The 25,107-nt window shown below is 52.0% G+C and carries 11 protein-coding genes and 1 pseudogene; 10 read left to right on the top strand and 2 right to left on the bottom strand.

The window, feature by feature from the left end; genetic code table 11:
- The 4 genes and pseudogenes from AACZ40_RS10215 to AACZ40_RS10200 form a co-directional block, all read left to right on the top strand.
- A pseudogene (locus AACZ40_RS10215) lies at positions 1-687 on the top strand (dihydropteroate synthase); the annotation flags it as partial.
- A gap of 96 nt (positions 688-783) precedes the next feature.
- A complete protein-coding gene (locus tag AACZ40_RS10210) occupies positions 784-2,283 on the top strand; it encodes an anthranilate synthase component I family protein (RefSeq protein WP_339674339.1) in 1,500 nt (499 codons plus the stop codon).
- Complete coding sequence (locus tag AACZ40_RS10205) at positions 2,283-2,885, top strand: aminodeoxychorismate/anthranilate synthase component II (RefSeq protein ID WP_291178846.1); 603 nt, start codon at positions 2,283-2,285, stop codon at positions 2,883-2,885. Before AACZ40_RS10210 ends, AACZ40_RS10205 begins: the two co-directional genes overlap by 1 nt.
- A gap of 242 nt (positions 2,886-3,127) precedes the next feature.
- Positions 3,128-4,081: a thioredoxin domain-containing protein gene (locus AACZ40_RS10200; RefSeq protein ID WP_291178843.1), complete on the top strand. Its 954-nt coding sequence runs from the start codon at positions 3,128-3,130 to the stop codon at positions 4,079-4,081.
- A 9-nt stretch (positions 4,082-4,090) separates the two neighbouring features.
- Here the strand turns inward: AACZ40_RS10200 and AACZ40_RS10195 are convergent, their stop codons facing one another.
- Both AACZ40_RS10195 and AACZ40_RS10190 read right to left on the bottom strand, forming a co-directional pair.
- Complete coding sequence (locus AACZ40_RS10195; RefSeq protein WP_339674334.1) at positions 4,091-8,539, bottom strand: amidohydrolase family protein; 4,449 nt, start codon at positions 8,537-8,539, stop codon at positions 4,091-4,093.
- Positions 8,540-8,698: 159 nt separating this feature from the next.
- Positions 8,699-10,192: a sulfatase gene (locus tag AACZ40_RS10190; protein WP_291178837.1), complete on the bottom strand. Its 1,494-nt coding sequence runs from the start codon at positions 10,190-10,192 to the stop codon at positions 8,699-8,701.
- A 281-nt stretch (positions 10,193-10,473) separates the two neighbouring features.
- Between AACZ40_RS10190 and AACZ40_RS10185 the strand changes: the two genes are divergently transcribed.
- The 6 genes from AACZ40_RS10185 (at position 10,474) to AACZ40_RS10160 (ending at position 24,951) form a co-directional block, all read left to right on the top strand.
- Entirely contained in the window at positions 10,474-17,079 is a 6,606-nt protein-coding gene (locus tag AACZ40_RS10185) for a ThuA domain-containing protein (RefSeq protein ID WP_339674330.1), read from the top strand.
- Between the two features lie 38 nt (positions 17,080-17,117).
- Positions 17,118-17,966 carry a M48 family metalloprotease gene (locus AACZ40_RS10180; RefSeq protein ID WP_291178832.1) on the top strand — a complete coding sequence of 283 codons (849 nt, stop codon included), beginning with the start codon at positions 17,118-17,120 and terminating at the stop codon, positions 17,964-17,966.
- Between the two features lie 1,167 nt (positions 17,967-19,133).
- Positions 19,134-20,783, top strand: a complete 1,650-nt coding sequence (gene rho / locus AACZ40_RS10175) for a transcription termination factor Rho (protein ID WP_291178829.1) — start codon at positions 19,134-19,136, stop codon at positions 20,781-20,783.
- Between the two features lie 144 nt (positions 20,784-20,927).
- Positions 20,928-21,713: a TVP38/TMEM64 family protein gene (locus tag AACZ40_RS10170; protein ID WP_291178826.1), complete on the top strand. Its 786-nt coding sequence runs from the start codon at positions 20,928-20,930 to the stop codon at positions 21,711-21,713.
- 32 nt (positions 21,714-21,745) lie between these two features.
- Positions 21,746-23,269: a mercuric reductase gene (locus AACZ40_RS10165; RefSeq protein ID WP_291178823.1), complete on the top strand. Its 1,524-nt coding sequence runs from the start codon at positions 21,746-21,748 to the stop codon at positions 23,267-23,269.
- A 185-nt stretch (positions 23,270-23,454) separates the two neighbouring features.
- Complete coding sequence (locus AACZ40_RS10160; RefSeq protein ID WP_291178820.1) at positions 23,455-24,951, top strand: DUF3604 domain-containing protein; 1,497 nt, start codon at positions 23,455-23,457, stop codon at positions 24,949-24,951.
- Positions 24,952-25,107 lie beyond the last annotated feature (156 nt).

Raw genomic sequence — 25,107 nt, 5'->3', positions numbered from 1 at the left:
CCTATCCTGGAACCGATCGGGTATGGCTTTGCCGCCTCCCTGGAACGATACTTCCGGGCTCGCCACGAATTTCCGGATGTCGAAATCATGATGGGCATCGGCAATCTGACGGAGTTGACCGAAGTCGACACCGCCGGCATGAACGTGCTCCTGGCTGCCATCTGCCAGGAATTGAAAATCCATAGCGTCCTGGCAACCGAAGTGATTAACTGGGCCCGCAGTGCCGTCGGTGAATTCAATCATGCCCGGCGTCTCGTCAAATATGCCATCGACAACCAGAGTCTGCCTAAACACGTTGATTATCAACTGGTCATGTTACGCGATCCGAAACTTAAAGAACTCGGGAGCGAAGCGCTGGAAAACCTGGCTGCCCAGATCCGGGACCCGAACTATCGTATTTTTGCAGAAGAGAATGCCTTACACGTGATGAATCGGGACGGCTACTGGAAGGGTACCGATCCCTTTGAACTCTTTGATCAGTTCCAGGCCGCCCATCCCAAAGATCTGGACGCATCGCATGCCTTTTATCTGGGCTACGAAATGTGTAAAGCAATGATGGCTTTAACCTTGGGCAAACAGTACCAGCAGGATCAACCTTTAAACTGGGGCTTTTTAACCCAGGCGGAAATCAGCGCGCTGGACCGCCGACGGGAGCAGGGGGAAGACCCGCTATGTGGACCTCGCTGATGATTCCTTCTCGATCCGGGTCCTGTTATACTGGGGTCTTACTGGCCTTTCAATGTCGGGTGTTCGCAGTGCGTTTTTGTTGAATATAGATGCATCATGTCTGGAAATTTATCTCAGGATCTGTCTCAAGAGCAGGGGAGCCCCATTACAAATCAGCTCCCGCTTGTGGAAGAACTGATCCCCCGTCCGGATCTTGAGCAGCTGCTGCTTGAGTTTGCCGGGGAAGAGAGCCTGCTGGTTCTGGACAGTGCCCGCCAGTCTTCACTGCAGGGGCACTATTCCTACCTGATGTGTAATCCCCTCACGCGAACTCAAATACAGACCGCGGAACTGGGTTCCGATCCCTTTGCACTGATGCGTGAAGTACAGGCACGGCACCAGGTCGAATCGATTCCGGGACTGCCTCCCTTTCAGGGCGGATTCGCCGGGCTACTCTCCTATGAACTGGGGCGCTGCTGGGAAGAGTTCCCCCGCGCCTCACAGGATGAATTCCAGCTCCCTGATTTTGCAGTCGGCTTTTACGACTGGGTGATTGCCTGGGATCATCAGCAGCATCGCGCCTGGCTGATCGTGCAGGGCTTTGAACCCAGTCTGAATTCGCAGCAGTACGAACTGGCAACGCAGCGCAGCCAGTCTGTCAAAGCGCGCATTGATGCGGTTCTCTTTGATCGCAGCACAAGGATCAACCACCGGCCTCTTCAGAACCTGGAGCCCCCGCTGCCCCGAGAAGCGCTCTCTTCCGCATTTCCGCTGGAAGGTTATCCTCATATTTTCAGCAATTTCAGTAAAGTTGAATTCCAGAAACGTGTTGCAAAAATAATTGAATACATTTACGCGGGTGATATTTTTCAGGCGAACTTTTCGCATCGACTGCTCAGCCCCACGACCACACATCCCGTGGAACTCTATCTGAATTTACGGGCAAAGAATCCCGCTCCGTTTGCCGGATACTTTGGCTGGGATGACTGGGCCGTCCTCAGTGCTTCGCCCGAGCGATTCCTTAACGTTTCCGACAACGAAGTCGAAACCCGCCCCATCAAAGGGACCCGACGTCGAAAATATGTTCCTGAAGCCGACCTGCTCACACGGGACGAACTCCGGGAAAGCGAAAAGGATCAGGCTGAAAATGTGATGATCGTCGATCTGCTTCGCAATGATCTGTCGCGTGTCTGTCAGCCCGGCAGCATCCGCGTGCCTCAACTCTGCTCAGACGAAACTGTTCAGCATCTGGTATCGGAAGTCCGTGGACAGCTCAAACCCGATCAGACGGTCTGGGATCTGCTCGCTGCTGCCTTTCCCGGCGGTTCCATTACCGGTGCCCCCAAGGTGCGGGCGATGGAGATCATTGCTGAGCTCGAACCCACGGTGCGCGGCCCCTACTGCGGCTGCCTGTTTTATGCCGGCCTGAATGGAGAATTTGACAGCAACATTCTGATTCGTACCTTCACCGTACGCAAAGGCTGGATACAGTTCCCGGTCGGAGGCGGGATTATCGCCCAGAGTCAGCCTCGGCTGGAATACGAGGAAACCCTGCACAAGGCGGCGGGAATGATTGCCGCACTTCAAAACCATACAACTGCTTCAGAAAACGTCTGATGATCTTGATTATTGATAACTATGACAGCTTTGTGTTTAACCTGGCTCGCTATTTTGAAGAGCTTGGTCAGGAAACGCGCGTCATCCGCAATGATCAGATCACCCTCGCCCAGGCAACCGAATTGAAACCAGCAGCCCTGGTGCTCTCTCCGGGACCATGTACTCCCGAGGAAGCAGGCTTGAGCCAGGAACTGGTGCGTCACTTCATCGGGCAGATTCCGATTCTGGGCGTCTGTCTCGGTCATCAGTCGATCGCTGCCAGTCTCGGAGGAAAAATTATCAGGGCACCACAACCCGTGCACGGGCAGACGTCTCTGATTTATCATCAGAATTCGCGCCTGTTATCCAGTCTGCCTGATCCGTTCCCGGCTACACGCTATCATTCACTGATCATCGATGAAGCAACCCTGCCGGCCGAACTGGAGATTACGGCACGCACCCAGGAGGGCATCCCGATGGCGATCGAGCATCGAAGCGCCCCCTTATTCGGTGTACAGTTTCATCCGGAATCCATTCTCACCAAATGTGGCCTGCAGTTGCTGGAACAGTTTCTCACGTTCATTCCAGAAGCGACTCTGCAAACTCAAGATACCCTCCACTGAGTTTTCCCGTGCCGGTTAGTTAAGCTGGTTTAAGTTTGCTTTTTGACTTCCAGCGGAATCCGTTACGACCCTGTCTTTTTTTCATTTCCTCGCAGCACGTTTCGAATCCAGTGTAATACTTCACAACAACCTCCCCTCAGCCAACCGATAACAACGAAGATATCAGAGTATTGATGACTCTGCTGTCGCTATTACTGAACGCGAGCCCGTTCATGTATTCAGAAGATTTGCGGGGAGATTTCATGCGATTCACCAACGGAAACGTTAAACATCAATTTGTATCAATCGTAACAGTTGCGTTCACTCTGCTTGCGATATCGATCAGCTCTACATGCGCGGGTGAATGGCTGCATGACTTTCAGGCTGCGCAAAAACTCGCGCAGGATAAAGACATGCCACTGCTGGTCCATTTCCATGCTTCCTGGTGTGGCCCCTGTCATAAGATGGAACAGTCTGTGCTCAGCACACAAACCATTAAAAGCGTGCTCGGCAAACGTATCATCGGCGTCAAAATCGACAGTGATCAGTATCCACAACTGGTCGACCGGTTTAATGTGCGATCGCTTCCCAGTGATATTCTGCTGACTCCCACGGGGACCATCATTACACGCACCGATGGCATGCAGCAGAAAAACACCTATTTAAGTTTTCTGGGACGAGGTGCTTCCCGGTATGAAAATGACCGCAGGGTCTATCTGGCACAAAAAAGCAAACAGGAACTGATGGCGCGTAAGCAGCAGGAAAGCGAAACTGCTGCAGAAGATTCTGTTGAGATTGAAGTACAGGAAGAAGTCGAAGAAAAGACTTACGTCGCATCCGATCCTGCCAGGATCGGTCTGGAAGGGTATAGCCCGATTGCCTTGACCCGGGATCGTAAATGGACAAAAGGCAAACAGGAATTCAGTTGGCCTTACCAGGGTATCACCTATCTGCTCTCCAGTCGCGCGGAGCTCGAAATCTTCAAGATCGATCCGGGCCGTTATGCACCACAGTTACTGGGTTGCGACCCTGTGATTCTGAACAAGCAGGACCGCGCCATTCCCGGTGATACAAAATACGGTGCCTACTACGATCACAACCTGTACCTGTTCGTTGACCTGGAATCCCGGGAAGAATTCAAAAAGAATCCGGATCGCTTCAGTCGTACGATGCACGTTTTGAAAATCGAACAGGTTGAGGGCACACAGGTCCGCTAAGCAGATCTGTCACCTGGTATTGGCAGGCTTCTTGGCCGGTTCCGCTTTTTGGGTTTCCAGGGGAATCGGCACTGGCAGTTTATCACCCTGCGATTCGTTCATCTTGCGTAGACGACCGCGATACCGTTCATACAGCCGCGTCTGTTTGCTTTCGGGTGGCATTAATTTTCCACCAACACAGACAGCCTTGATGTGGGAAGTATGCTGCAGCGGCGAACCATCGGCAATAATCAGGTTAGCCAGTTTCCCTTCCGTCAGCGAACCGACCTGATTGTCGATCCCCAGAATTTCCGCAGCAGACAGTGTGACCGCCCTTAAAGCAGCCTGCTCAGGCAGTCCGTAAGCCACCGCCATCGCTGCTTCAAACGGCGTGTTTCGTGAATTCCAGGCACTGTTAGAACGAATACAGAAAGTGACTCCCGCGTCGTACAAATTCCCCGGGTTCGCATACGGGGCATCAAACGGATCATAATCATTCTGCGGTTTCTGCATCACCGGCCCGATAATCACCGGGACTTTCCGCTGCTTTAATTCCTGCGCCAGCTTCCAGGCATCCGCACCACCGGTAATCACGATACGCAGCTTTTCCTCTTCTGCAAAGAGCAGGGCACCGGCAATCGCCTCACGGGAATTCGCTTCGATGAAAACCGGTTTGTTCCGTTGCAGATAGGGAATCAGCGCTTCATACCGGGGATCGGTCACCGGCTCCCGCGTCCCATTTTCCTTTGTCTGCTGCCTGAGTTTCTGATACAGGCGTGCCTGCTTGAAGAAGTCTTTGAGTTCGTCCTGGCGTTCCTGTTTGGTACTCCAGTCGATGTGCAGACCGGCTTCCAGTTCCATCACCATCTCCGGGGCAGTCCAGCCCGCGGTCTGCACCAGGGAAGCTTGACCGGAGATCAGACCAGATTGCGGACAAACCAACACGGTGGTAATGCCCCCCGCACGCGCTACGGGAAACAGTTCCGAATCAGGATTGATCGCCACCCCCGTTCGCAGGTCGGGCTGCAGATCACCACTTTCGGCATAGTCACGGGTTTCGCGGACCTTGTCGATCTCCGTTAACCCTAAAGTGGAACCGGAATCAATCATTCCCGGATAGATATGCAAGCCTGCGGCATCAATCACCGTCATCTCTGCAGGCAGCGTTTTCGCAGGACCGGCATAAGAGATTTTATTATTCTTGACGATAATTGTCCCCTTGCTGATATCTCCCCGATCGACCGGATGTAATGTCGCTCCGGTGATCGCATACTCGGTCAATTCCGCTGTCGGCAGTTCCAGTTTCGCATCGGGCCGCGCGGCAATAGAGACTTGAGGAACAGCAGAACGTCGCTCTGCCGATTCCGTCATCGCGGTTGGCTGGTGCTTGCGATCAAAATAGATTTCGCCTTCAATAATCGTCATTTCACAGCGAGAAAAGGCATTCAGAGGATGGCCGCTGAAAACAGCGAAATCGCCATCTTTCCCGATCTCGATCGAGCCCATCTGCCGATCGAGTCCCAGTTCCTTCGCCGGATTGATCGTGATCGTGCGTAATGCTTCATTGAACGACATGTTTCCATAGCGGACGGTCTTGGCTGCTTCCAGGTACAGATGCCGGATCAGTTCCCAGTCATCACTTTTAATCACCGTATTGATGCCTGCTTCATTCAGCAGTGCCGCATTGTAAGGGACCGCATCAAAGGCTTCGATTTTGTAAGCCCACCAGTCTGAAAATGTACTGCAACTGGCGCCATGTGCCAGGATCTCGGGGGCAATCTTATAGCCTTCCAGGACATGCTGCAGCGACCAGACCCGAATTCCCATATTCGACGCCACACGCAACAGCATCAGGATTTCATCCGCGCGATAGCAATGGGAATGGATAAACTTTTCATGGTTCACAATGTCCGCCAGCGCTTCCAGGCGCAGGTCCCTGCGAGGCGGCAGCTTTTTTGTATCCGGTTCGTTTTTCCGTAACTTCTCATACTCCTGCCACTGTCGACGGTAGTCGATGGCTTCCAGGAACGCACGTTGCAGCGTCGCTTCCACTCCCATGCGTGTATTGGGAAACCGCGATGTACGATATTTGACGTTTTCTCCCAGCGCAAATTTCACTCCTTGAGGCGCATCGTGCAGAATATGTTCCCGGGCCGACTTGCCGTGTTTAAGTTTGACGACCGCATCCTGGCCGCCAATCACATTTGCCGAGCCATGAAACAATCGCGCCGCGGTCACTCCCCCCGCCAGTGCCCGATACTCAGATGGATCTGCCGTATTTACTACATCACGAACGCGGACTTCCGGAACAATCGACTGCGAATGCTCGTTGATTCCGTCCGTGATCATGATATGGCTGTGCGTATCAATGATGCCCGGCATCACATACAGACCGGTAACATCAATAGCTGTCGTTTTCTCTGGCACTTTCAGGTCGCCGCCAATCGCGACGATTTTGCCATTTTGAACCAGAACCGATGTCAGCGGCATCGTCTCTCCGGTGACGGTAATCACCGTCCCGTTTTTGAGCAGCAGATTTCCCCCTGTTTCAGCAGCCTGACTGATACGATCTGCCTTCAGTTCCGTATTGAACTGATGCAGACTCGGTCGGTTTTCGTTTTTCAAAACCGGTTTTTCTGCCACCAGAATTTTGCTGTCCGATTCGGTCAGCAGATCATCACCATCGTCCATTCCCTCCAGTGAGAGCTGGATCGGATTCTCAACGACCGGCGCCGCGGTTTTCACTTTTCGAACTGCTGACCACTGGGTTTCTGTCCCGAAAGCCGACTTCAATTTGCCGGAAAGCGAATCCGGCTTCTGCTCTTTACCGAGTTCGCCTTTAAACTGCAGTTCAATCGAATGCTCGCCGGCACCAATGGCCACGGTGAATTCAAACTGTGCTTTTTCAATTTTACCGGAAGTGACTTTCCCGTCCCCTTTTTCACTGGAAAAGGTCCCCCGCAAACTGGTTTTGTCCTGCGCCAGTTGCAGCTGTCCGATCACTTTCCCCTGGGCAGACTGGATTTCCACACCCCAATCTCCTGCCAAATCAACGGACTCAGGATCGGCTTTCTTTTTAGCCCCCGATTCAGGCTTGTCAGCTTTGTCCTCTTTCTTTTTCTCTTCGAAATCCAGCTTGAGGCCATCGACAAGCAGATACCGTACTTTCGTGTCCTCTTCATTCCAGGGGCCGGACATCACTGTCAGATGCGCCAGTTTGCCCGCTTCAATCGTTCCCAGACGCCCCTTCATACCCAGTAGACTGGCTGCATCCACCGTCAGAAAACGCAGCGCCTGATCGGCTGAAAACCCCTCTTTCACAGCCACCCGCAATTGTGGCAGAAGGTCTTCGACATGCTTTTTCATCGACTCCGAAGAGACAGCAACCGGTAAGCCGCTTTCTGCCAGGTCACTGAGCCCCTGGATCTTTTCTTTCCAGATGTGGAGTTTTTCCTGCTGGACACGAACGGGATCAGCAAATTTGGTCGTCAGCTTTTTCTCGTCCTTCTCTTCTTTTACTTCCGGCTTTTCAGGAATGTTCAGCCGGATGATTAAGCCGCTCGATTCCTTTTTCAGGCGATCCAGGCACTGGTAGGCTTCTTCGCCGCCATAGATGACCGGCTTAAGATTGAACTCAGCACAGAAATCGAGTGTCCGTAAAATCTCGTCGCGCGAATCAGCGGTAAACACGGGCGTCTTTTTGCCATGCAGGATTTCCTGCAACTCGGCATAGGCAGGATCACTCGGCGGACGTTTCACGAAGGCACTTTGTTCCTCGTACAGTCCCCAATGTTGCTCATAATGCTGTGTATCCAGAAAAGTCTGACGCAAATGCGCCAGCGCTCCCATCAGCGTGGTGGGATAGACATCGCCGTGCGGTTCATACAGGCGAAAGGCCCTCATCGTCGATTTGACCAGCGTTGCTTCCCTGACAGGCAGTTCACTGGTCGAGAGCAGGGTTCCCTGGCCGCTGGCGATCTTTCCTGCCGGGAGCAGATGCACCGTAGTGAAACCGGCTTTCTGGTATTTTTCGAAACTGTCCTTTTTGCGAACCACCGCTTCATTCGCCAGAAATTCCGGGCTGAGATAATTTCGATTGTCGGGGCGTGTCGCCGCCAGGGCATAGCGACCGAAATCGACTTTTCGCTCACTCGGCTGAGGCGCTTTGATCTCTTTATTGAGCAACTCGCTCGAACCGGCATCGACGAAGCCCGGGTAAATCACCAGCCCCGTACAGTCGATCACATCCGCATCCAGGGGAATTTTCAGATCCGTGCCGACATCTTCAATCAGACCATCGCGAATCAGGACGGTTGCTTTCTCAAGAACGGTTCCCGGCTGAGTGACCACGCGCGCCCCTGTCAGCGCGAAGGCAGTCGGCTCAAAGCCAACATTGCGAACGGCTTGCGCTTCAGCAGCCTGAGGAATAATCGGCAGACAGAACACAGACAGCAGACAGAACAGACGTAGATAAGACATGGCTGTACCAGATCAGTTTCAATGAAAAACAGGTAGGACAAAATGACTGCGGGGCTTCACTTTAACAGTCGTCCTGACTGTTGAAAATAGGGATTCAGTCAGGAAATCGATTTCCCGCCCATTCACCGGCTCCGAAAAATCAAGGAAAGGAGGGACGGTTTATTTCACTGATTTTTTGATCAAGGGTTTTTCCCGGCTCTGGTCGTATTCGCTGGTATCCCAGAGAGGTCCTTCTTTCTGAACAGCCGCATACTTCTGCACCAGCTTTTTCTTCAATGTGTCCAGCCGCTTCTGCTCCTGCCAGGCCAGATTGTGCTGCTCGCTGATGTCATCTTTGAGGTTATACAGTTCAAACTTCGTCAGCTTCGCATTCTTGATAAACGACTGTGAGACCGCATTGACGTTTCCTCCCAGGGGGATGACACCTTCCGGACCACTCCAGTGTGCGACGACTTTCCAGTCCCCCTCACGCATTGCCACACGAGGCGTACTGTAAGCGCGATAGTAATTCCAGAACAGAGGCGTGGATCGCTCTATCTCCTTCCCGGCAAACAAAGGTAGCAGGCTGGCACCATCCAGGGGACGCTGATCGGGCACTGCGATACCGGCGATTTCACAGAACGTCGGCAGCAGGTCGACACTGCAGACGGGGGTATCAACTTCCTGCCCTGCTTTGATGTTTCCCGGCCAGCGGATAATCCCGGGCACTCGGATTCCCCCTTCGTAGATATGCAGTTTCATGCCACGCAGCACACCCGGAGATCCCCAGGAACGCCGTGATCCTTTGCCGTAGCGATTTAACGTTTCGGGACCATTGTCGGAAGTGAAGAACACCAGTGTATTGTCGGCGACGTTCATCTCATCCAGCGCTTTCAGCAGCTTTCCGACTGCCAGATCCATATTTGCGACATTGGCAAAGTACTGTGCCTGATCTTCATACAGACTCTTGTCGAGATATTTTTCTACCAGTTCAGGGGGAGATGCCACCCGCTCGTGCGGTTCATGAAAGCAGACATGCAGAAAGAAAGGCTTCTCTTGTTCGCGCCAGTTTTTCAACCAGTGGATACCTTCATCGGCGACGATCTGACAGGAAAACCCTTCAATCTCGCCCACTGGCTTCCCGTTACGTACAAAGTTATTGGGATTCTCATGGGTGGGCAGGGCGTTGTTCTGAGTGCTGAACCAGTGACGAAAACCATGATCGCCTGGCTGCGGCTGCTCTTTGGAATTAAACATGCCATTGCAATGCCACTTTCCCACATGGGCGGTGTCATAACCGGCCTGCTGCAGTAATTGCGCCACGGTGACTTCATCCCGTTTGAGATGCATCGGATGGCCTTCGGGGATCCAGTCATATACGCCCAGACGATTGGGAGTTCGGCCCGTCAACAAACCGGCTCGCGACGGAGAACAGACAGGGGCACTCGCATAACAGTCGGTCAGCCGCATCCCCTGGGAGGCCAGCTGATCCAGATGAGGTGTTTTGATCACGGGGTGACCATAACAGGCCAGATCACCATAACCCAGATCGTCACAGAGAATGACCATAATATTCGGTTTGGCAGCCTGTTGTGTTTCGACAGCCTGTAATTCAGGCAGACTCAGTAGAAAAACAGTTGCCAGCATCAGGGAGAGCGCGTTTTTGAGATACATTTCCACTTTCCGATGTCTATTGAGGATTTACTGATCGACAGTCGGTCGATACGATTTTTCTATCATGAACGATCCTGAGACCCGTCGCAATTGTTAATCCACCGATTGTAGCTGACTGTCCTGAAATGAAACCATCCTGAGCGAATTTCACTTTTTCCAATCTGCTGGAAGTATTTTCTCATCCGCAGCGGTAAAATAAAATCCAGAGTCATCGATTCGTCAAAACAGGCTCATGACTGAAGATCCTCATCCCCCCTGTATGATTGAGATCCAGAGGCATTATGATTTTACGATATCTGATCGGATTCCTGTTCGTACTCTGTCTACCAGCGACGTCGATTCAGTCTGCAGAGCTTCCCGAAAAGAAAAGCAGTGACCGACATAAGATTGTCCTGATCGCTGGTCCCAAAAGTCATGGTCCCGTGGGAAACGGAATACATGATTATCCCTGGTCGGTCAAACTGCTCAAGGTCATGCTCGACAATTCCAATATTCGCGATAAAGTCCGTGTCGAATATCATCTGGAAGGCTGGCCCGAAAATCCGGAGACGCTCGACGACGCCGACACGATCATGGTCATCTCGGATGGCAGAGACGGCGATAAATTTGCGGAAGCACCGCACTTCGCCAATGCAGCACAACTGAAACAGATTCAACAGCAGATCGATCGCGGTTGTGGCTTTCTGACATTTCACTTCTCGACATTCGCGCCCGATCAATACGCGAAACAGATTCAGAACTGGTCCGGCGGTTATTTCGACTGGGAAGAAAATGGAAAACGCAACTGGTATTCAGCGATCAAAACACTTAAAGCGGCTGTGACACTGCCTCATCCCACACACCCGGTCTGCCGGGGCGTCGAGCCCTTCGAACTCCGCGAAGAGTTTTACTTTAACATTCGTTTCCAGCCTGCCGATCATCGTCTGACCACCTTACTGGAAGTTGGAGAACTGAAGGGACGCCCTGAAAACGGCAATATCGTCGCGTGGGCCAAAGAACGCAGCCAGGGAGGTCGCGGCTTTGGGACCACCTGTGGACATTATTATGACAACTGGCAGAACGCCGCCTTTCGAAAATTCATCCTCAATGCCATTGCCTGGACCGCCGGGATCGATGTTCCCCCCTCCGGCGTGGACGCCCGCTATTACACGCATCAGGAAATCACGACTGCCCTGGCAGGTATTCAGGGAACGGAACCCGCATTAGTCGATTCGCAGCCGATTCGCGTACTCCTGTTTGCCGGCAATGAAGCACATGCCTGGCATAACTGGAAAAAAACCACGCCTGTCATCAAGCAACAACTTGAGCGCGACCCGCGCATCAAAGTGGACGTGACCAATGACATCGAAGATCTGTCGAAAAAGAATCTGCAGGACTACCAGGTCATCGTACAGAACTATGCCAACTGGCATGATGGCACCCCCTTAAGTGAATCCTCCCGCACCGCATTCATGAATTATCTGCAGCGGGGCGGGGGACTGATTTTAATTCATTTTGCCAATGGTGCCTTTCACTTCTCACTTCCCCAGGCAGGCGAATCCGACTGGCCCGAGTATCGCAAGATTGTCCGGCGGGTCTGGAATCACGATGGAAAGGGGGATCAGAAAAGCGGGCACGATGCTTTCGGAGAGTTCACCGTCCAGATTACCGACGACACGCATCCTCTTACTCAAAACCTGCAGGATTTCCAGGTCACCGACGAACTCTATTTTCGCCAGGACGGCACGGAACCGGTTGAGCCTCTGATCACTGCCAGATCCAAAGTAACGAAAAGCAACGAACCGCTGGCGTGGACCTACCACTACGGAAAAGGACGCATTTTCCAGACACTGCTTGGACACAGCGAAAAAACGTACGACTCTTTTGCCGCCAGCGAAATGCTCCGCCGCGCCACCGCCTGGGCCGCCGGACGACCGATTCATGAATTTGAACCACCCCCGAAAGCAGAAATGCAGCCTTCGCAGAAAAACACACTCGTCCCTGGGAAATGGGGAAAGGCCCTCAATGCCCATGCCGGATCAGTCCTGACAAACGCGCCCGCCGGCAGGTTAGATCACCGCCCCTTGAGTGCGGAGGGCTGGATTAAGTTAAACAGTAAAACCGGATTCAACATCCTGCACGCCTGCGATCCCAAAAGTTCGGCAGCGCATTGGGAAATGTATTCTTATGCCGGCAGTGGATTTTTCAGCGTTTACCTGCCAGGACAGGGTGGAGAATTTAAAACAGACATCAATATCTGTGATCAGAAATGGCATTTCGTCTCCATGATTCTGGAAGACACTCGCTTGCGCCTGTATGTTGACGGCAAACAGGCACTCGATTCGAAACTCCCGCCACGTAACTCAACCGAACCAGTGCAACGAAACATCGCTTTTGGTCGACTCGTGGAAAAAACGATTGGCTGCGACGGTCTGCTGGACGATTTCCGTATTTCAAAAGGCACACGCGATTTTACAGTCGTTCCCACCGCTCCCTTGGAACAGGATGACAGCACTCTGTTCCTGCTCTCATTTGACTTGCCAGATAAAATAAAAATCTCAGATCGATCTGAGCCGGGGAAATCAGTTCGCGTGGAAACAGCTGCCACTGAAAATGAACGTGACCACTGGGGCAAAGATGCGGTCGGGTTCCATCAACCAGTAGAAGTGACCAGCGACAATCGCTGGCAGCAGACCGAGATGGGCAGTTGGCTGGCCTGCACGGTGCCTCTGCCCACGGGCCCCGTTAAGAAAGGACTTTCAATCCGCGTCGGCGAAAGCCAGGAAGCCACAATCTGCTATGACACCGCCTCCTGCAAAGTGCGGGGCATCTGGTCAAACGGATTTCTTAAGCCTTCACCAGAACGCTTCGGCCTGATCAAAGCACCGACGCCGGTCGGCCAGATCCATTTCTCGACTGCTGAGGGACCCGGCTGGAAACAGCACTGTCAGTTCATTGGCTCGCATGTAAATCGAAAACGGGTCACTCTGGAATATCGCATCGGTGAGACAACGATTTTTGAATCCCCCGGATTAGAAACCTCGCCCCAGCGAACCTGCTTTACACGTGCTTTTGAAATCGGTCCGGGGGACAAAGCACTCGAACTGATCATTGCTGCGGCCAGCGAAGTGAAGTCTGTAGCAAATCATCCCCCGCAATTCATTACGACTGATTCAGACAACCCCATCTCAATCGGCTGCGTTGGTAGTGGAGAAATTCATTCCCGCATCAGCGCCGATCAAAAACAGGGGACCGCCAGTTTTGTGATCCCACCCCGCAAAACCACACAGCGATTTCTCATCTATTACCAGATCACACCGGAAAACAAAACAATACCGGCTGAACATGCTTCAAGGCTCTCACCTCCAGAGTCACTGCAGTCACAACTGATTCCGGGACCGCCCCGCTGGACCGAAATCCTTACCACCAGAGGAGCGCTCAGTCAGCAGGATGCGCCCTACGTTGTCGACACACTCACCATTCCCCATGAAAATCCTTACCGCGCACTCTTCTTCATCAGCGGCCATGACTTCCTGGAAAATGGAGACCTGGCGGTCTCAACAGTGCACGGTGATGTCTGGCTGGTCAGCGGGGTTGATGCTGAGTTAAGCGAATTGAAGTGGAAACGTTTTGCCACTGGTCTGTTTCAACCATTGGGGTTGAAAGTCGTCAATAACAAAATTCATGTACTGGGTCGCGATCAGATTACAATCCTGCACGACCAGAATCGGGACGGGGAAGCAGACTTCTATGAATGCTTTAACAATCAGATCCCGACCTCGGTCGGAGGTCATGACTATGTGACCTGTCTTGAGACCGATTCCTTCGGGAACTTTTATTTCATGCACGCGCAGCAGGGGGTAATGCAGATTACCAGGAATGGCAGACGACTGAATCAAATCGCAGCCGGGTTTCGCAATCCGAATGGCATGGGAATGGGCCCGGGCAATATCATTACCGCATCCCCGCAGGAAGGGAACTGGACACCGGCTTCGAATATCACAGAAGTGAAGCAGGGGGGATACTACGGTTTTGGTGGTCCTCGGATCTCAGCTGACCGTCCGCTGGGATATGATCCCCCCTTATGCTGGATCCCGCGACTACAGGACAATTCCAGCGGCGGACAGGTCTGGGTGACGAGCCAGGACTGGGGGCCACTGGAAAAGCAGTTATTACACCTGTCTTATGGACAAAGTAAACTGCTGCTCACGCTCCGCGAAGTCATCGCAGGCCAGGCCCAGGGGGGCACAGTCACTTTGCCTCTGGAGTTTGAATCGGGAATCATGCGCGGACGGTTCAGCCCCGCAGACGGTCAATTATACGTCAGTGGCTTAAGAGGCTGGGTCACGAATGCCGTCCACGATGGTTGCCTGCAGCGCGTACGTTTTACCGGAAAAGCGGTCCATCTCCCAGTCGCAGTCAAGACCATGCAGAATGGGATTTCCCTGACTTTTACCAGTCCGCTGGATCGAAAAACCGCAGAAAACCCGGATCAGTACGCGATCCAGCAATGGAACTATCTCTGGTCGCAGAACTATGGTTCGCCGGAATACCGAGTCTCTGCTCCCCAGATCGAAGGTCGCGACGAAGTCGAAGTACTTTCCGCGACACTACTCCCGGATCAACGAACGGTTTTTCTGGAGTTGTCCCGGGTCATCCCCGTGATGCAGATGGGAATTTCCTGGCAGTTGACCAGTTTATCTGGCGAACCCTTGAAACAGACTTACTACCATACCATCAATTCAGTGCCTTCCCGTAAAATGGATGAATCGATTCTGGCGCGTCGACAGAAAAATGAGCTGCTCTCACCCAGTCAGGTGCAACAGCTCAAACCGGGGATTCTCTGGCGTTTTCAACAGACTCAGTCATCCGGCACGATCGTGACTGATGCACGGACCAGCCGCCTGTGGGCATTATCAGTCGAACCCGGAGAACCGGTCACCCCCTTCCTGGAGCCGGGCCGATTTTCCGCGACAGCAGAAGGCTATCTTCGCGTCCCCCTTGCAGGTGATTACGCGTTGAGTCTGGCAGGTTCAGGAACCGCGCGGCTCATAGTCAACCAACAGCAAATTCTTCAGACAACCGGCTCCCCCTTCCAGCAGCCATCTCCCGTATCAGTAAAACTCAGGAAAGGGTTTAACCAGCTCAAGTTGGAATACCAGAGTCAGCCCGAGGGGCAGGCGCGGTTCAGACTGCTCTGGAAGGGTGAGAATTTTGCTGTCGAACCTGTGCCTCCCCAGTTTCTGAGTCATGCGGGCAATGATGGTCAGCTTCTGGAACGTCAGCATCTCCGCCAGGGTCGCGAACTGATCGCCCGGCACCAGTGCCTCGCGTGCCATACGCTGCCGGGAGAACAGGCTTCCTTCTCACTTGCTCAATTACAGGAAAAAAATCTGCTCTCCGAAAGCGGGGTCATGCCCGAACTGGTTCAAGCAGCGCCAGATCTCAAGAATATCGGCACACGTGTTACCAAACGCTGGTTATTTCACTGGCTGTTGAATCCGGAGAATTTACGCCCCCATTCCCGTATGCCGTCCCTGCTGGGAGATCCTTCAGAAAAGCTGACTCAACAGAAAGCAGCTGATTTAACTGCCTGGTTTGTATCCCAGGCGTGTAGACCAGGTTCAAACGGTCTCCCTGCTCCTGAAACCAATTCCCCGGCGAATCTCGAGAAGTTGCTGGCAGCGGGAGCAGAAACTTACGAAGTGTCAGGCTGTATCAACTGCCATCATTTTTCAGTCGATGAACAACCGGATGAATATCAACGGCATTCGCTGGCGTTGATCAAACGGAAATTCACTGCATCACAGCTGGTACGTTTCCTGAAATCTCCCCAGGAACATCATCGCTGGAGTCGCATGCCCGATTTCAATTTGTCCAACGAGGAAGCAGGCGGCCTATCCGCCTACCTGATAGAAAACTCAAAGGGAAAAATTCAGAATGCAATGATTCCCCCCGCCGGTTCGCCGCAACGCGGTCAGACGCTCTATGAAACACTCGGATGCATTCAATGCCACCGTTCGCTTGAGGAAGCACGTCCTGTCGTGTCAAAATTCCAGCCCGTTCCCCTCAATGCAAAATCACTTTCAGCAGGCTGCCTTGCTGATCCAGCGCAGCTAGCAACGACGATTCCCGTGTTTTCGCTCAGTTTAGAACAGCGCGCTGCCATCCAGACTGTACTGGAAACAGCATCGGACTCTCTGTTTCGGAGGAATGCGGCTGAAACCGCCGACCGGTGGTTCCAGCAGTTGAACTGCGCTGCCTGCCACAACCGGGATACAGATTCCAGCCCGCGTGCCCTGATTGTGGTAGAAGAGGGGGAGTCAGGTTTACCCCCCGAGCCCTTACCGAGCCTGACTTGGGTGGGTGAGAAACTGAAACCAGACTGGGCAGAATCTTTTATTGCCGGAGAACTCAACTGGCGTCCGCGTCCGTGGTTGAAATCCAGAATGCCCGCTTTTCCCGCGCATGCCGCGATTCTTTCGCGGGGAATGGCAGCCCAGCATGGCAGACTCCGTCACCCGTCTGAAGTGAATACAACGCAGGAACACGCACCTGCGGAAATGCAAATCCAGTTGGGCCAGCAGTTGACTTCGAAAACCGCGTTAGATTGCCGCCAGTGCCATGGCATCGGAGACATCCTGCCCACCGGTGATGAGAAAACAAAAATTGCACCGGGAATCAATTTCGTGCACATCAAAGAACGACTTGACGATGAGTACTATCGTCGGTTTGTCCTCGATCCGCCGCGGTTTGATATTTCCACAAAAATGCCCCGACTGTCCGCGGACGGGAAAACCACTAAAATAACCAATATTCTGGATGGAAATGCTGAGCTGCAGTTTCAGGCGATCTGGCGTTATATTCAGAGCCTTGATGATCAACCTCGTTCCTTCAGAAACAATTGAGACAGCTGTCTGACCAAAAGCTTTCAGGATAAGTAAGCATGACACGTTATATCAGAACCTCACATGGTTCTCGGAATTCCTCGTTTAAAATGCGGCTCATCATCGCCGTCGGCATCGCGCTGTTCAGTTTTATTTCGTATCAGATGAAGTCTGATGTCAATGAAATAACGGGAGAGAACCAAAGAGTCGCTTTAACGGAACAGCAGGAAATCGCGCTGGGACTGCAGGCGCTGCCTGCCATTCTGCAACAACATCACGGAGAGCATCCGGATCAACAGGCCCAGGCGTATGTCGATCAGGTCGGACGTCGGCTGCTTGACAGTTTTAATGATGCTCTCGCTAAAGAGGGGCGGCACAACCCTTACCGTTTTAACTTTCACCTGCTCAAAGACAATCAGGTCGTCAATGCGTTTGCCTTACCGGGCGGGCAGATCTTTATTACCGCCGCCTTGTACAATCAACTGGAAACAGAAGGGCAACTGGCTGGTATTCTCGGGCATGAAATTGGACACGTTCTCTCTCGTCATGGTGCACAACAAATGGCCAAACAGGAACTGACCCAGGGGCTGGCCGGTGCCGCAGGTGTGGCGGGAGGAGACGTCAGCAGCGCCCGGATGGCGGCGATGGTGGGTTCCATGGTGAATATGAAATACGGGCGCGATGACGAGCTCGAATCGGACCGTTGGGGCATTAAGCTGATGGTTCTGGCAGGGTACGATCCTCACGCCATGATCTCGGTCATGGATATTCTGAAACGGGCAGCGGGTCCGGGGGGACAACCCGAATTCTTCAGTACCCATCCTGATCCGGGAAACCGCATTGAACGTATTAACGATTATATCCGAAAAGCCTATCCTTCAGGTCTACCTGCCAATCTCGAACCCTGAATTCAGCCAATCTAACAGCTACTTTCCAGGAGATATTCCAGAAAAGACAGGGTGAGGGGCGATTCTTTTCATTCTGCCTGAACAAAACATCCGATAGAAGCAGGATAGTCAATTGACTTTGTCCGCAGATAAGTTAAGATTACTGTAGAACGAGCTGGCAATACGATTTAGTATTGACGCTATGAGATGGTTTTGATACACAATACGAACTTAGGCATCTCAGGAAAGCCGTTTTTCAATGAGGATCTCCCCCCGCTTTTTGAGATCAATAACCCACCAGTCAGTAGAAGAAAATTACTGATTACCCAATTGGCTTTTTTAGTATGTGAGTCGTTTCCGGCGGGGCTTCAGTCTTCATCGGCACCACCCTTGATTCAATCTGGGCGGTCGCCTGTTTCTTGAAAGTAATTGCTCTTTCATATTCGCGCTGAAGGATATTGACGTATCTGAACCAGTTGCAAAATTACCAGACCAGTTCTCTGGCTAAAAAACATTATCCTCGGAAGGTGATCTGTCTGCTGTTTCTGTTTTGTGGAAATGGCGACATACGCTACCAGAATCTTTTCTCCGCTTTTGTCACCTTCTGCTGATGACAATTGAGCGAAATCTGATTCCGGGACGAGTTAGTAAAACATTTTAAAGTTCCTTATTAGCAACCATTTATAGGTTGACGGAACCTGATAGAAACGATTGAATTCTAGTAACAGTTTTTGACCACAATTTTTTGCCTGAAAGGATATCGGCAAGACGATCACGCTGTAAGAGGCATTCGTCAACAAGCTTGTCAAAGCATTCTGTTTTCAATGCCTGGGCCAAATCTCTTTACTGTTTCAAAAGCGATTGTCCTAAGAGTTGGAATATTCAGGCCAAGAAGGTCGAGTCCGCAGCCGGGCGAGTTATTCCACTGTGTGAATCTTTCTTCAAGAGATCAGGATCACGCCGGTACCATTAGCTGGCCTCGATCAGGTTTCCTCTGGTTTAAGAGTCGGCACGTTCAGAAGTATGCCAGCAGCATTCAAGTATCATTGCAGGCTCTCTGCTGCCAATGATTCAGGCTTGAAGCATTTGCCTGTCACTTCGTAAGTCGTTCATGCCGTAATTGTGTCTCTAATGATGTTGTGTCTCTAATTATTTCGAAACTATTTTATAAACATTTGGTGTTTCTGTATGGCCGCTAAAAGTTCTGAAACTTCAGACAAACCCAAACCTGCACGTCGTAAAACTACGAAACCACGCAAGAAAGTAGAACGCTCTACTGAGGACACTTTGGAAAAAAGTGAGACCGATGCCCTGCAGGATGAATACCATCGCAAGGCGGAAGAAAACCTCGAAATGTTCGAACAATCTCATTCATCCCAGAGCGATGCAGAACCTGAAAGAGAACCCGCAAGCATGTCAGATACTCCTGCTGAATCCCGAGGCGACGATAACACAAATCGATCAGACAGTGATCAGTCATCCGACAAATCCGGAGGCAATCGTCGCCGCAGAAGACGAAGAAGAAAATCAGACGGCACAACAACCAACCAGGGCCCAGGACGACAGGGGCAGGGTGGCCAGAATCAGGGTGGAGGCAACCGGGGCCGCGCCAACTCCAATACTAACCGCGGCGGAAATCGCTCGCGATCAGGCGGCAGCGGGAATACGGGAGCCAACAGAAATCAAAACCGCCGACCTCGCTCAAACACGCCCGCTGATGAAAATATCTCGGGTACCATTGAAGGTGTCCTGGAATTACATCCGAAAGCTTACGGCTTCATCAGAGATCCTAAATCCAATTACAAGGCGCAGGACTCTGACGCCTTTGTTTCCAGTTCGCTGATCGAAAAACACAATCTGCGTGAAGGGATTCTCATCCGCGGTGAAGTTGGTCCGGGCACACGAGGCCAGGGACCCCGCCTGAAATCCATCGAAACGATTGATGGCCGGACCATTGAAGAATACATGCAAATCAAATCGTTCGATGAGCTGACTCCCATCAATCCGTTTGAACAGATCAAACTGGAGACAGGCCCCATGCCCATCACCATGCGGATCATGGACATGCTGACTCCCATCGGCAAAGGTCAGCGCGCACTTGTTGTGGCTCCCCCTCGAACCGGTAAGACCATGCTGCTGCAGGATATCGCAGAGTCAGTCAGCACAAATCATCCCGAAATCCGGCTGATGGTGCTGCTGATCGACGAACGCCCCGAAGAAGTCACGGAAATGCAGCGCTCGATCAAAGGCGAAGTGATCTCTTCCTCGATGGACCGTGATGTCGAAAGTCACGTTCGTACGAGCCAGCTGATTTTTGAACGTGGAAAACGACTGGCTGAAGCAGGCGAAGACGCCTTCATCCTGCTGGACAGTATCACACGAACCGCACGTGCTTTTAACAAATGGGTGGGAAACACCGGACGTACCATGAGTGGTGGTCTGGATGTGAAAGCCATGGATATTCCCAAAAAGATGTTCGGGACGGCCCGTCGTTTTGACGAGGGTGGATCCCTGACTGTGCTGGGAACCGCTTTGATTGATACGGGCAGCCGTATGGATGAAGTAATCTTCCAGGAGTTCAAGGGAACCGGCAACATGGAAATGGTTCTCAGCCGGGAACTGTCCGACCGCCGGATCTTTCCTTCGATTGATATCACGCTCTCCGGAACCCGCCGTGAAGAAAAAATCCTGGCCCCCGAAGTCCTGGAAGGCGTTACAATGCTCCGCCGCAGCCTGATTTCACTGAACCCGGTCGAAGCCATGGAACAGCTCAGCAGTACCCTCAAGAAATTCCCGAGCAACAAAGAGTTTCTGGAAAAGATCCGCGCAATACTCTAGAGCGCATCACACTTAACCATAGCGTCTCTCAAACGATTATACTCGGCTCAATTGGCCCTGGAGACGCTACAGTAAAACTGGATACAGTCCCGGTTTGGATGCGACTCACTTTACTGCGAAATCCTTTAGAACAGGACATCACAGGTGGACCGTGCCGATTCTGATTCGCAATCACACGTTCCTGAGACCAGTGAATCGCTGAAGCCTCAGCCCGCGCCAGCATCAAGCTGGAAATCATCTTCGACTTACCTGCGTATAATCGTGTTGATGATCCTGGCAGGGATCTTCTGCCTGGTCTATTTTCAGTATCGCGATCTCCTGACGCTAGAATATCTCGCTGCCCAGGAACATCACTGGCAGGATTTTGCTGCACGACATCCAGTCGCGATTTACCTGGTTGCCTTTCTGATCTATGCTGGAATTACAGGTCTTTCACTGCCGGGAGCAGTTCCGCTCACTTTGTCGTATGGCTGGTTTTTCGGTTTCTGGAAAGGTCTGCTGCTGGTCAGTTTTGCCTCGACAGCGGGCGCCACACTGGCATTTTTAACCAGCCGTTACCTGTTTCGTTCTGCGATTCAAAGTCGCTACCGCGATCGCTTCACCAGCTTCAATCGAAGGTTTGAACAGGAAGGCGCCTTCTACCTCTTTACCCTCAGGCTGGTCGTCGCGGTTCCGTTTTTTCTCATCAACCTGTTGATGGGTCTGACGACCATTCGCGTCTGGACATTCTGGTGGGTCAGCCAACTGGGTATGCTTGCTGGAACCGCCGTTTATGTCTACGCTGGCACGAGTGTTCCCACCCTGCACGAACTTTCAAAGCAGGGGGCTCGCGGAATTTTATCCCCGCAGCTGATAATCGCCTTTATACTGCTGGGAACATTTCCTCTACTCGTAAAGAAAACAGTGAATCGACTGCAGAAACAGACTTGAGCCGCTTTCCACAATTATCGTAAGAGAGCAGGATGACCGAATCACTTCAGATTGATCCCCCCGATGAATTTAATCAACAGCTGGTGAATCAGGTCCACCCGCCTGGCTGGATCAATCCCCAACCGGAGAGGAGATATAATCTGGTCGTCATCGGCGCAGGCACCGCTGGCCTGGTCACCGCAGCGGGTGCGGCAGGGCTGGGTGCCAAAGTCGCGTTAATAGAACGACACCTGATGGGAGGCGACTGCCTGAACACAGGCTGCGTTCCTTCCAAAGCCATTATTCGCTCCGCCCGGGCCATGCATGCTGTCATGCAGTCAAACGAACTGGGTATTCAAATTGCTACCGGATCAGTGGCAGTCAACTTTCCCCAGGTAATGGAACGTATGCGTAAACTGCGGGCCGACATCAGCACACATGACTCCGCGCAACGTTTTAAAGATCTGGGGGTCGATGTCTTTATCGGCGACGCCAGCTTTCTCAATCGCTCTACGATCCAGGTTGATCAACGGCAACTTGAATTCAAAAAAGCGGTTATCGCCACCGGTGCCAGGGCGGCTGTCCCCGAGATCGAAGGCCTCGAAGAGACCGGCTTCCTGACAAATGAAACCATCTTTTCATTAACCCAACTCCCCCTGCGGCTGGCAATTCTGGGAGCCGGTCCTATCGGATGTGAACTGGCACAAGCTTTCGCCCGCTTTGGTTCAGAAGTCACTTTAATTCAGTCACGAACGCAGATTCTGCCCCGGGAAGACCGTGATGCTGCGCAAATTATTCAGAGACAACTGGAACAGGATGGCGTCAAGATACTGCTCAACGCAGCCAGCACTCAAATCGCTCGAACTGCAGCCGGCAAAACGATTCAGATTGATCTTCAAGGTAAACAGTCTGAGATCATCGTCGATGAAATCCTCATCTCCACAGGGCGTGCACCGAATGTGCAGGGGTTAAACCTGGAACAGGCGGGTGTAAAATACGATGAACGGGAGGGCGTGTTCGTCAATAATTATCTGCAGACGACCAATTCAGCCATTTATGCCGCCGGCGATATCTGTTCGCGCTATCAGTTTACTCATACCGCCGATTTCCAGGCGCGGATTGTCATTGGAAATGCTCTCTTCAAAGGCAGAAGCAAGAGCAGCAACCTGCTGATCCCCTGGTGTACTTACACAGAGCCTGAAATTGCACACGTTGGGCTGTATGAACATGAAGCGGCTGCGAAAAATATTCGCATCCAAACCTTCATCCAGGAACTGAAAGACGTTGATCGCGCCATTCTGGATGCCGAAACAAATGGCTTTGTAAAAATTCATGTCAAACAGGGAAGCGATAAAATTCTGGGGGCCACCATTGTCGCCAGCCATGCAGGTGACTTGATTTCAGAAATCTCGGTCGCCATGCAGTCCGGCATGGGATTAAAAAAACTGGCCAGCGTGATTCACCCCTATCCTACGCAGGCAGACGCCATCCGAAAAATCGGCGACCAATACAATCGCACACGACTCAGTCCACTGGTGAAAAGTATTTTCAATAAATGGCTCACCTGGAGCCGATGACCTGAAGAATAGGGTAGATAAACGAACTGCTCATTTTCACGGTGGAGTTTCACGGTGGAATGAACAGAAACACTTGCATTCCTGCGGCATAATGTTTCAGATGAATCGATAGTCCGTTCAGACAAGGCGAACAGGACCCAGCATATCCGCAAAGAAAATATCTATTTCAGAACTGCCAGAATCCAATGACAACTGACTATCAGAATTACTTCGGCGATTTACATAACCACAACCACGTAGGTTATGCACTGGGATCACTCGACCGCTCGTTTGAAATAGCGCGAAATCATCTTGATTTCTATGCCTTTACCCCTCATGCCTACTGGCCTGATATCGTCGATTACGATGGTAAAATCACCCACAAATGGAAAAACGGATTTCACATCGCCCGCGCCCGCTGGCCGGAAGTCGTTCAACTGGCCAGGGACTTCGATTCACCAGGGGAGTTTGTCACCATTCTGGGGTATGAACGACATGGAACCGAAGAAGGGGACTACCACATTCTATTTCCCGATCTGCAGGGGGACTACGAACTGATCGAAGACCTCTCCGCACTGCAGTCATTCGCCAGGCAACGGGGCTGCCTGCTGATACCGCATCATCCAGCCAATCGTCTGGGGCACCGGGGATTTGATCCGACAAAAATGGATTCCACAGTCTCTCCCGTCCTGGAAATCCATTCCGAATGGGGTTGCGCCGAACATGACCGGGCTCCCTTTCCCTATAAAAGGCACACGGAAGGGGGGCGCTGGACGAAACACACACTTCAGTATTACCTGAACCAGGGATATCGATTCGGAGTGGTTGCCAGTACGGACGATCATCTGGGATACCCGGGCGGCTACCGCGAAGGTCTGGCCGCCATCAAAGCCACCGAACTGACCCGCGATGCGTTATTCGACGGTTTGCGCCATCGTCGCTGCTATGCAGTCTCCGGAGATCGCATCGAACTCGATTTCCATCTCAATGATCAGATGATGGGCCAGGAACTACCATTTACCGATGAACGTGAACTGAAAGTGAACGTGCAGGCCTGGGATGAAATTGATCGTGTCGAAGTTCTAAAAAACGGACGAGTCATTCATCGAGATTTCCCTGTTGATAAATCTAACGGAGCCAATCCCTGGGAGCAACCGGTAGTTCTGCGTTTCGAATATGGCTGGGGTCCCTGGCCGGCATTAGGCTGGGGCGGCACGGCTGACTGGAAATTCAATATCGATGTCGAAGGGGGCGAAATCCAGCAGATCCAACCCTGTTTTACGACCGGACCACTGGACGAATTCCGCCGTGATCGCATCCTGGAACAAACACCCCGGCAGTTGAAGATCCAGTCGTTCACTGCCCTCAAACAACAGGTCGATGACTGGTCTCAGAAAGCCATCGTCATGCGGATTCAAGGAGATGCAGACACCCGAATTTCTGTTTCCTGTCAAAAGCCGACTGAATGTCAGCTGACGCAGAAGTTTTCCGATCTGGCGGTCAGCAATGAAATGTTATTTACCCGACCTTTTCCCTGGGAATCGGCCATGCTGCACCGAATTGTATTCCATAAGCAGTGGAATACTGAATTCACATTCACGGATCAGAGCGATGGCAAACAGGATGACTGGTATTATGTACGCGTCATTCAGTCCAATGGCGAGATGGCCTGGTCCAGCCCCATCTGGGTCAATCAGAAATGACTTTCTTCTGCAGAATGGACGGAATTCGTTTTTTCTGGCACAAATACAGCATTTAAACCTCGCGAATTGAACGAAGCAGCAGGCAGAGAATTGATTCCTGAGCTGACTTTGATTTAAAATACATCTTAAATACCTTCACTATTTCCCTTTGCCCTA

This window comes from uncultured Gimesia sp., assembly GCF_963972345.1.
GTDB lineage: Bacteria > Planctomycetota > Planctomycetia > Planctomycetales > Planctomycetaceae > Gimesia.
This window is presented reverse-complemented; position numbering and strand designations above follow the sequence as displayed.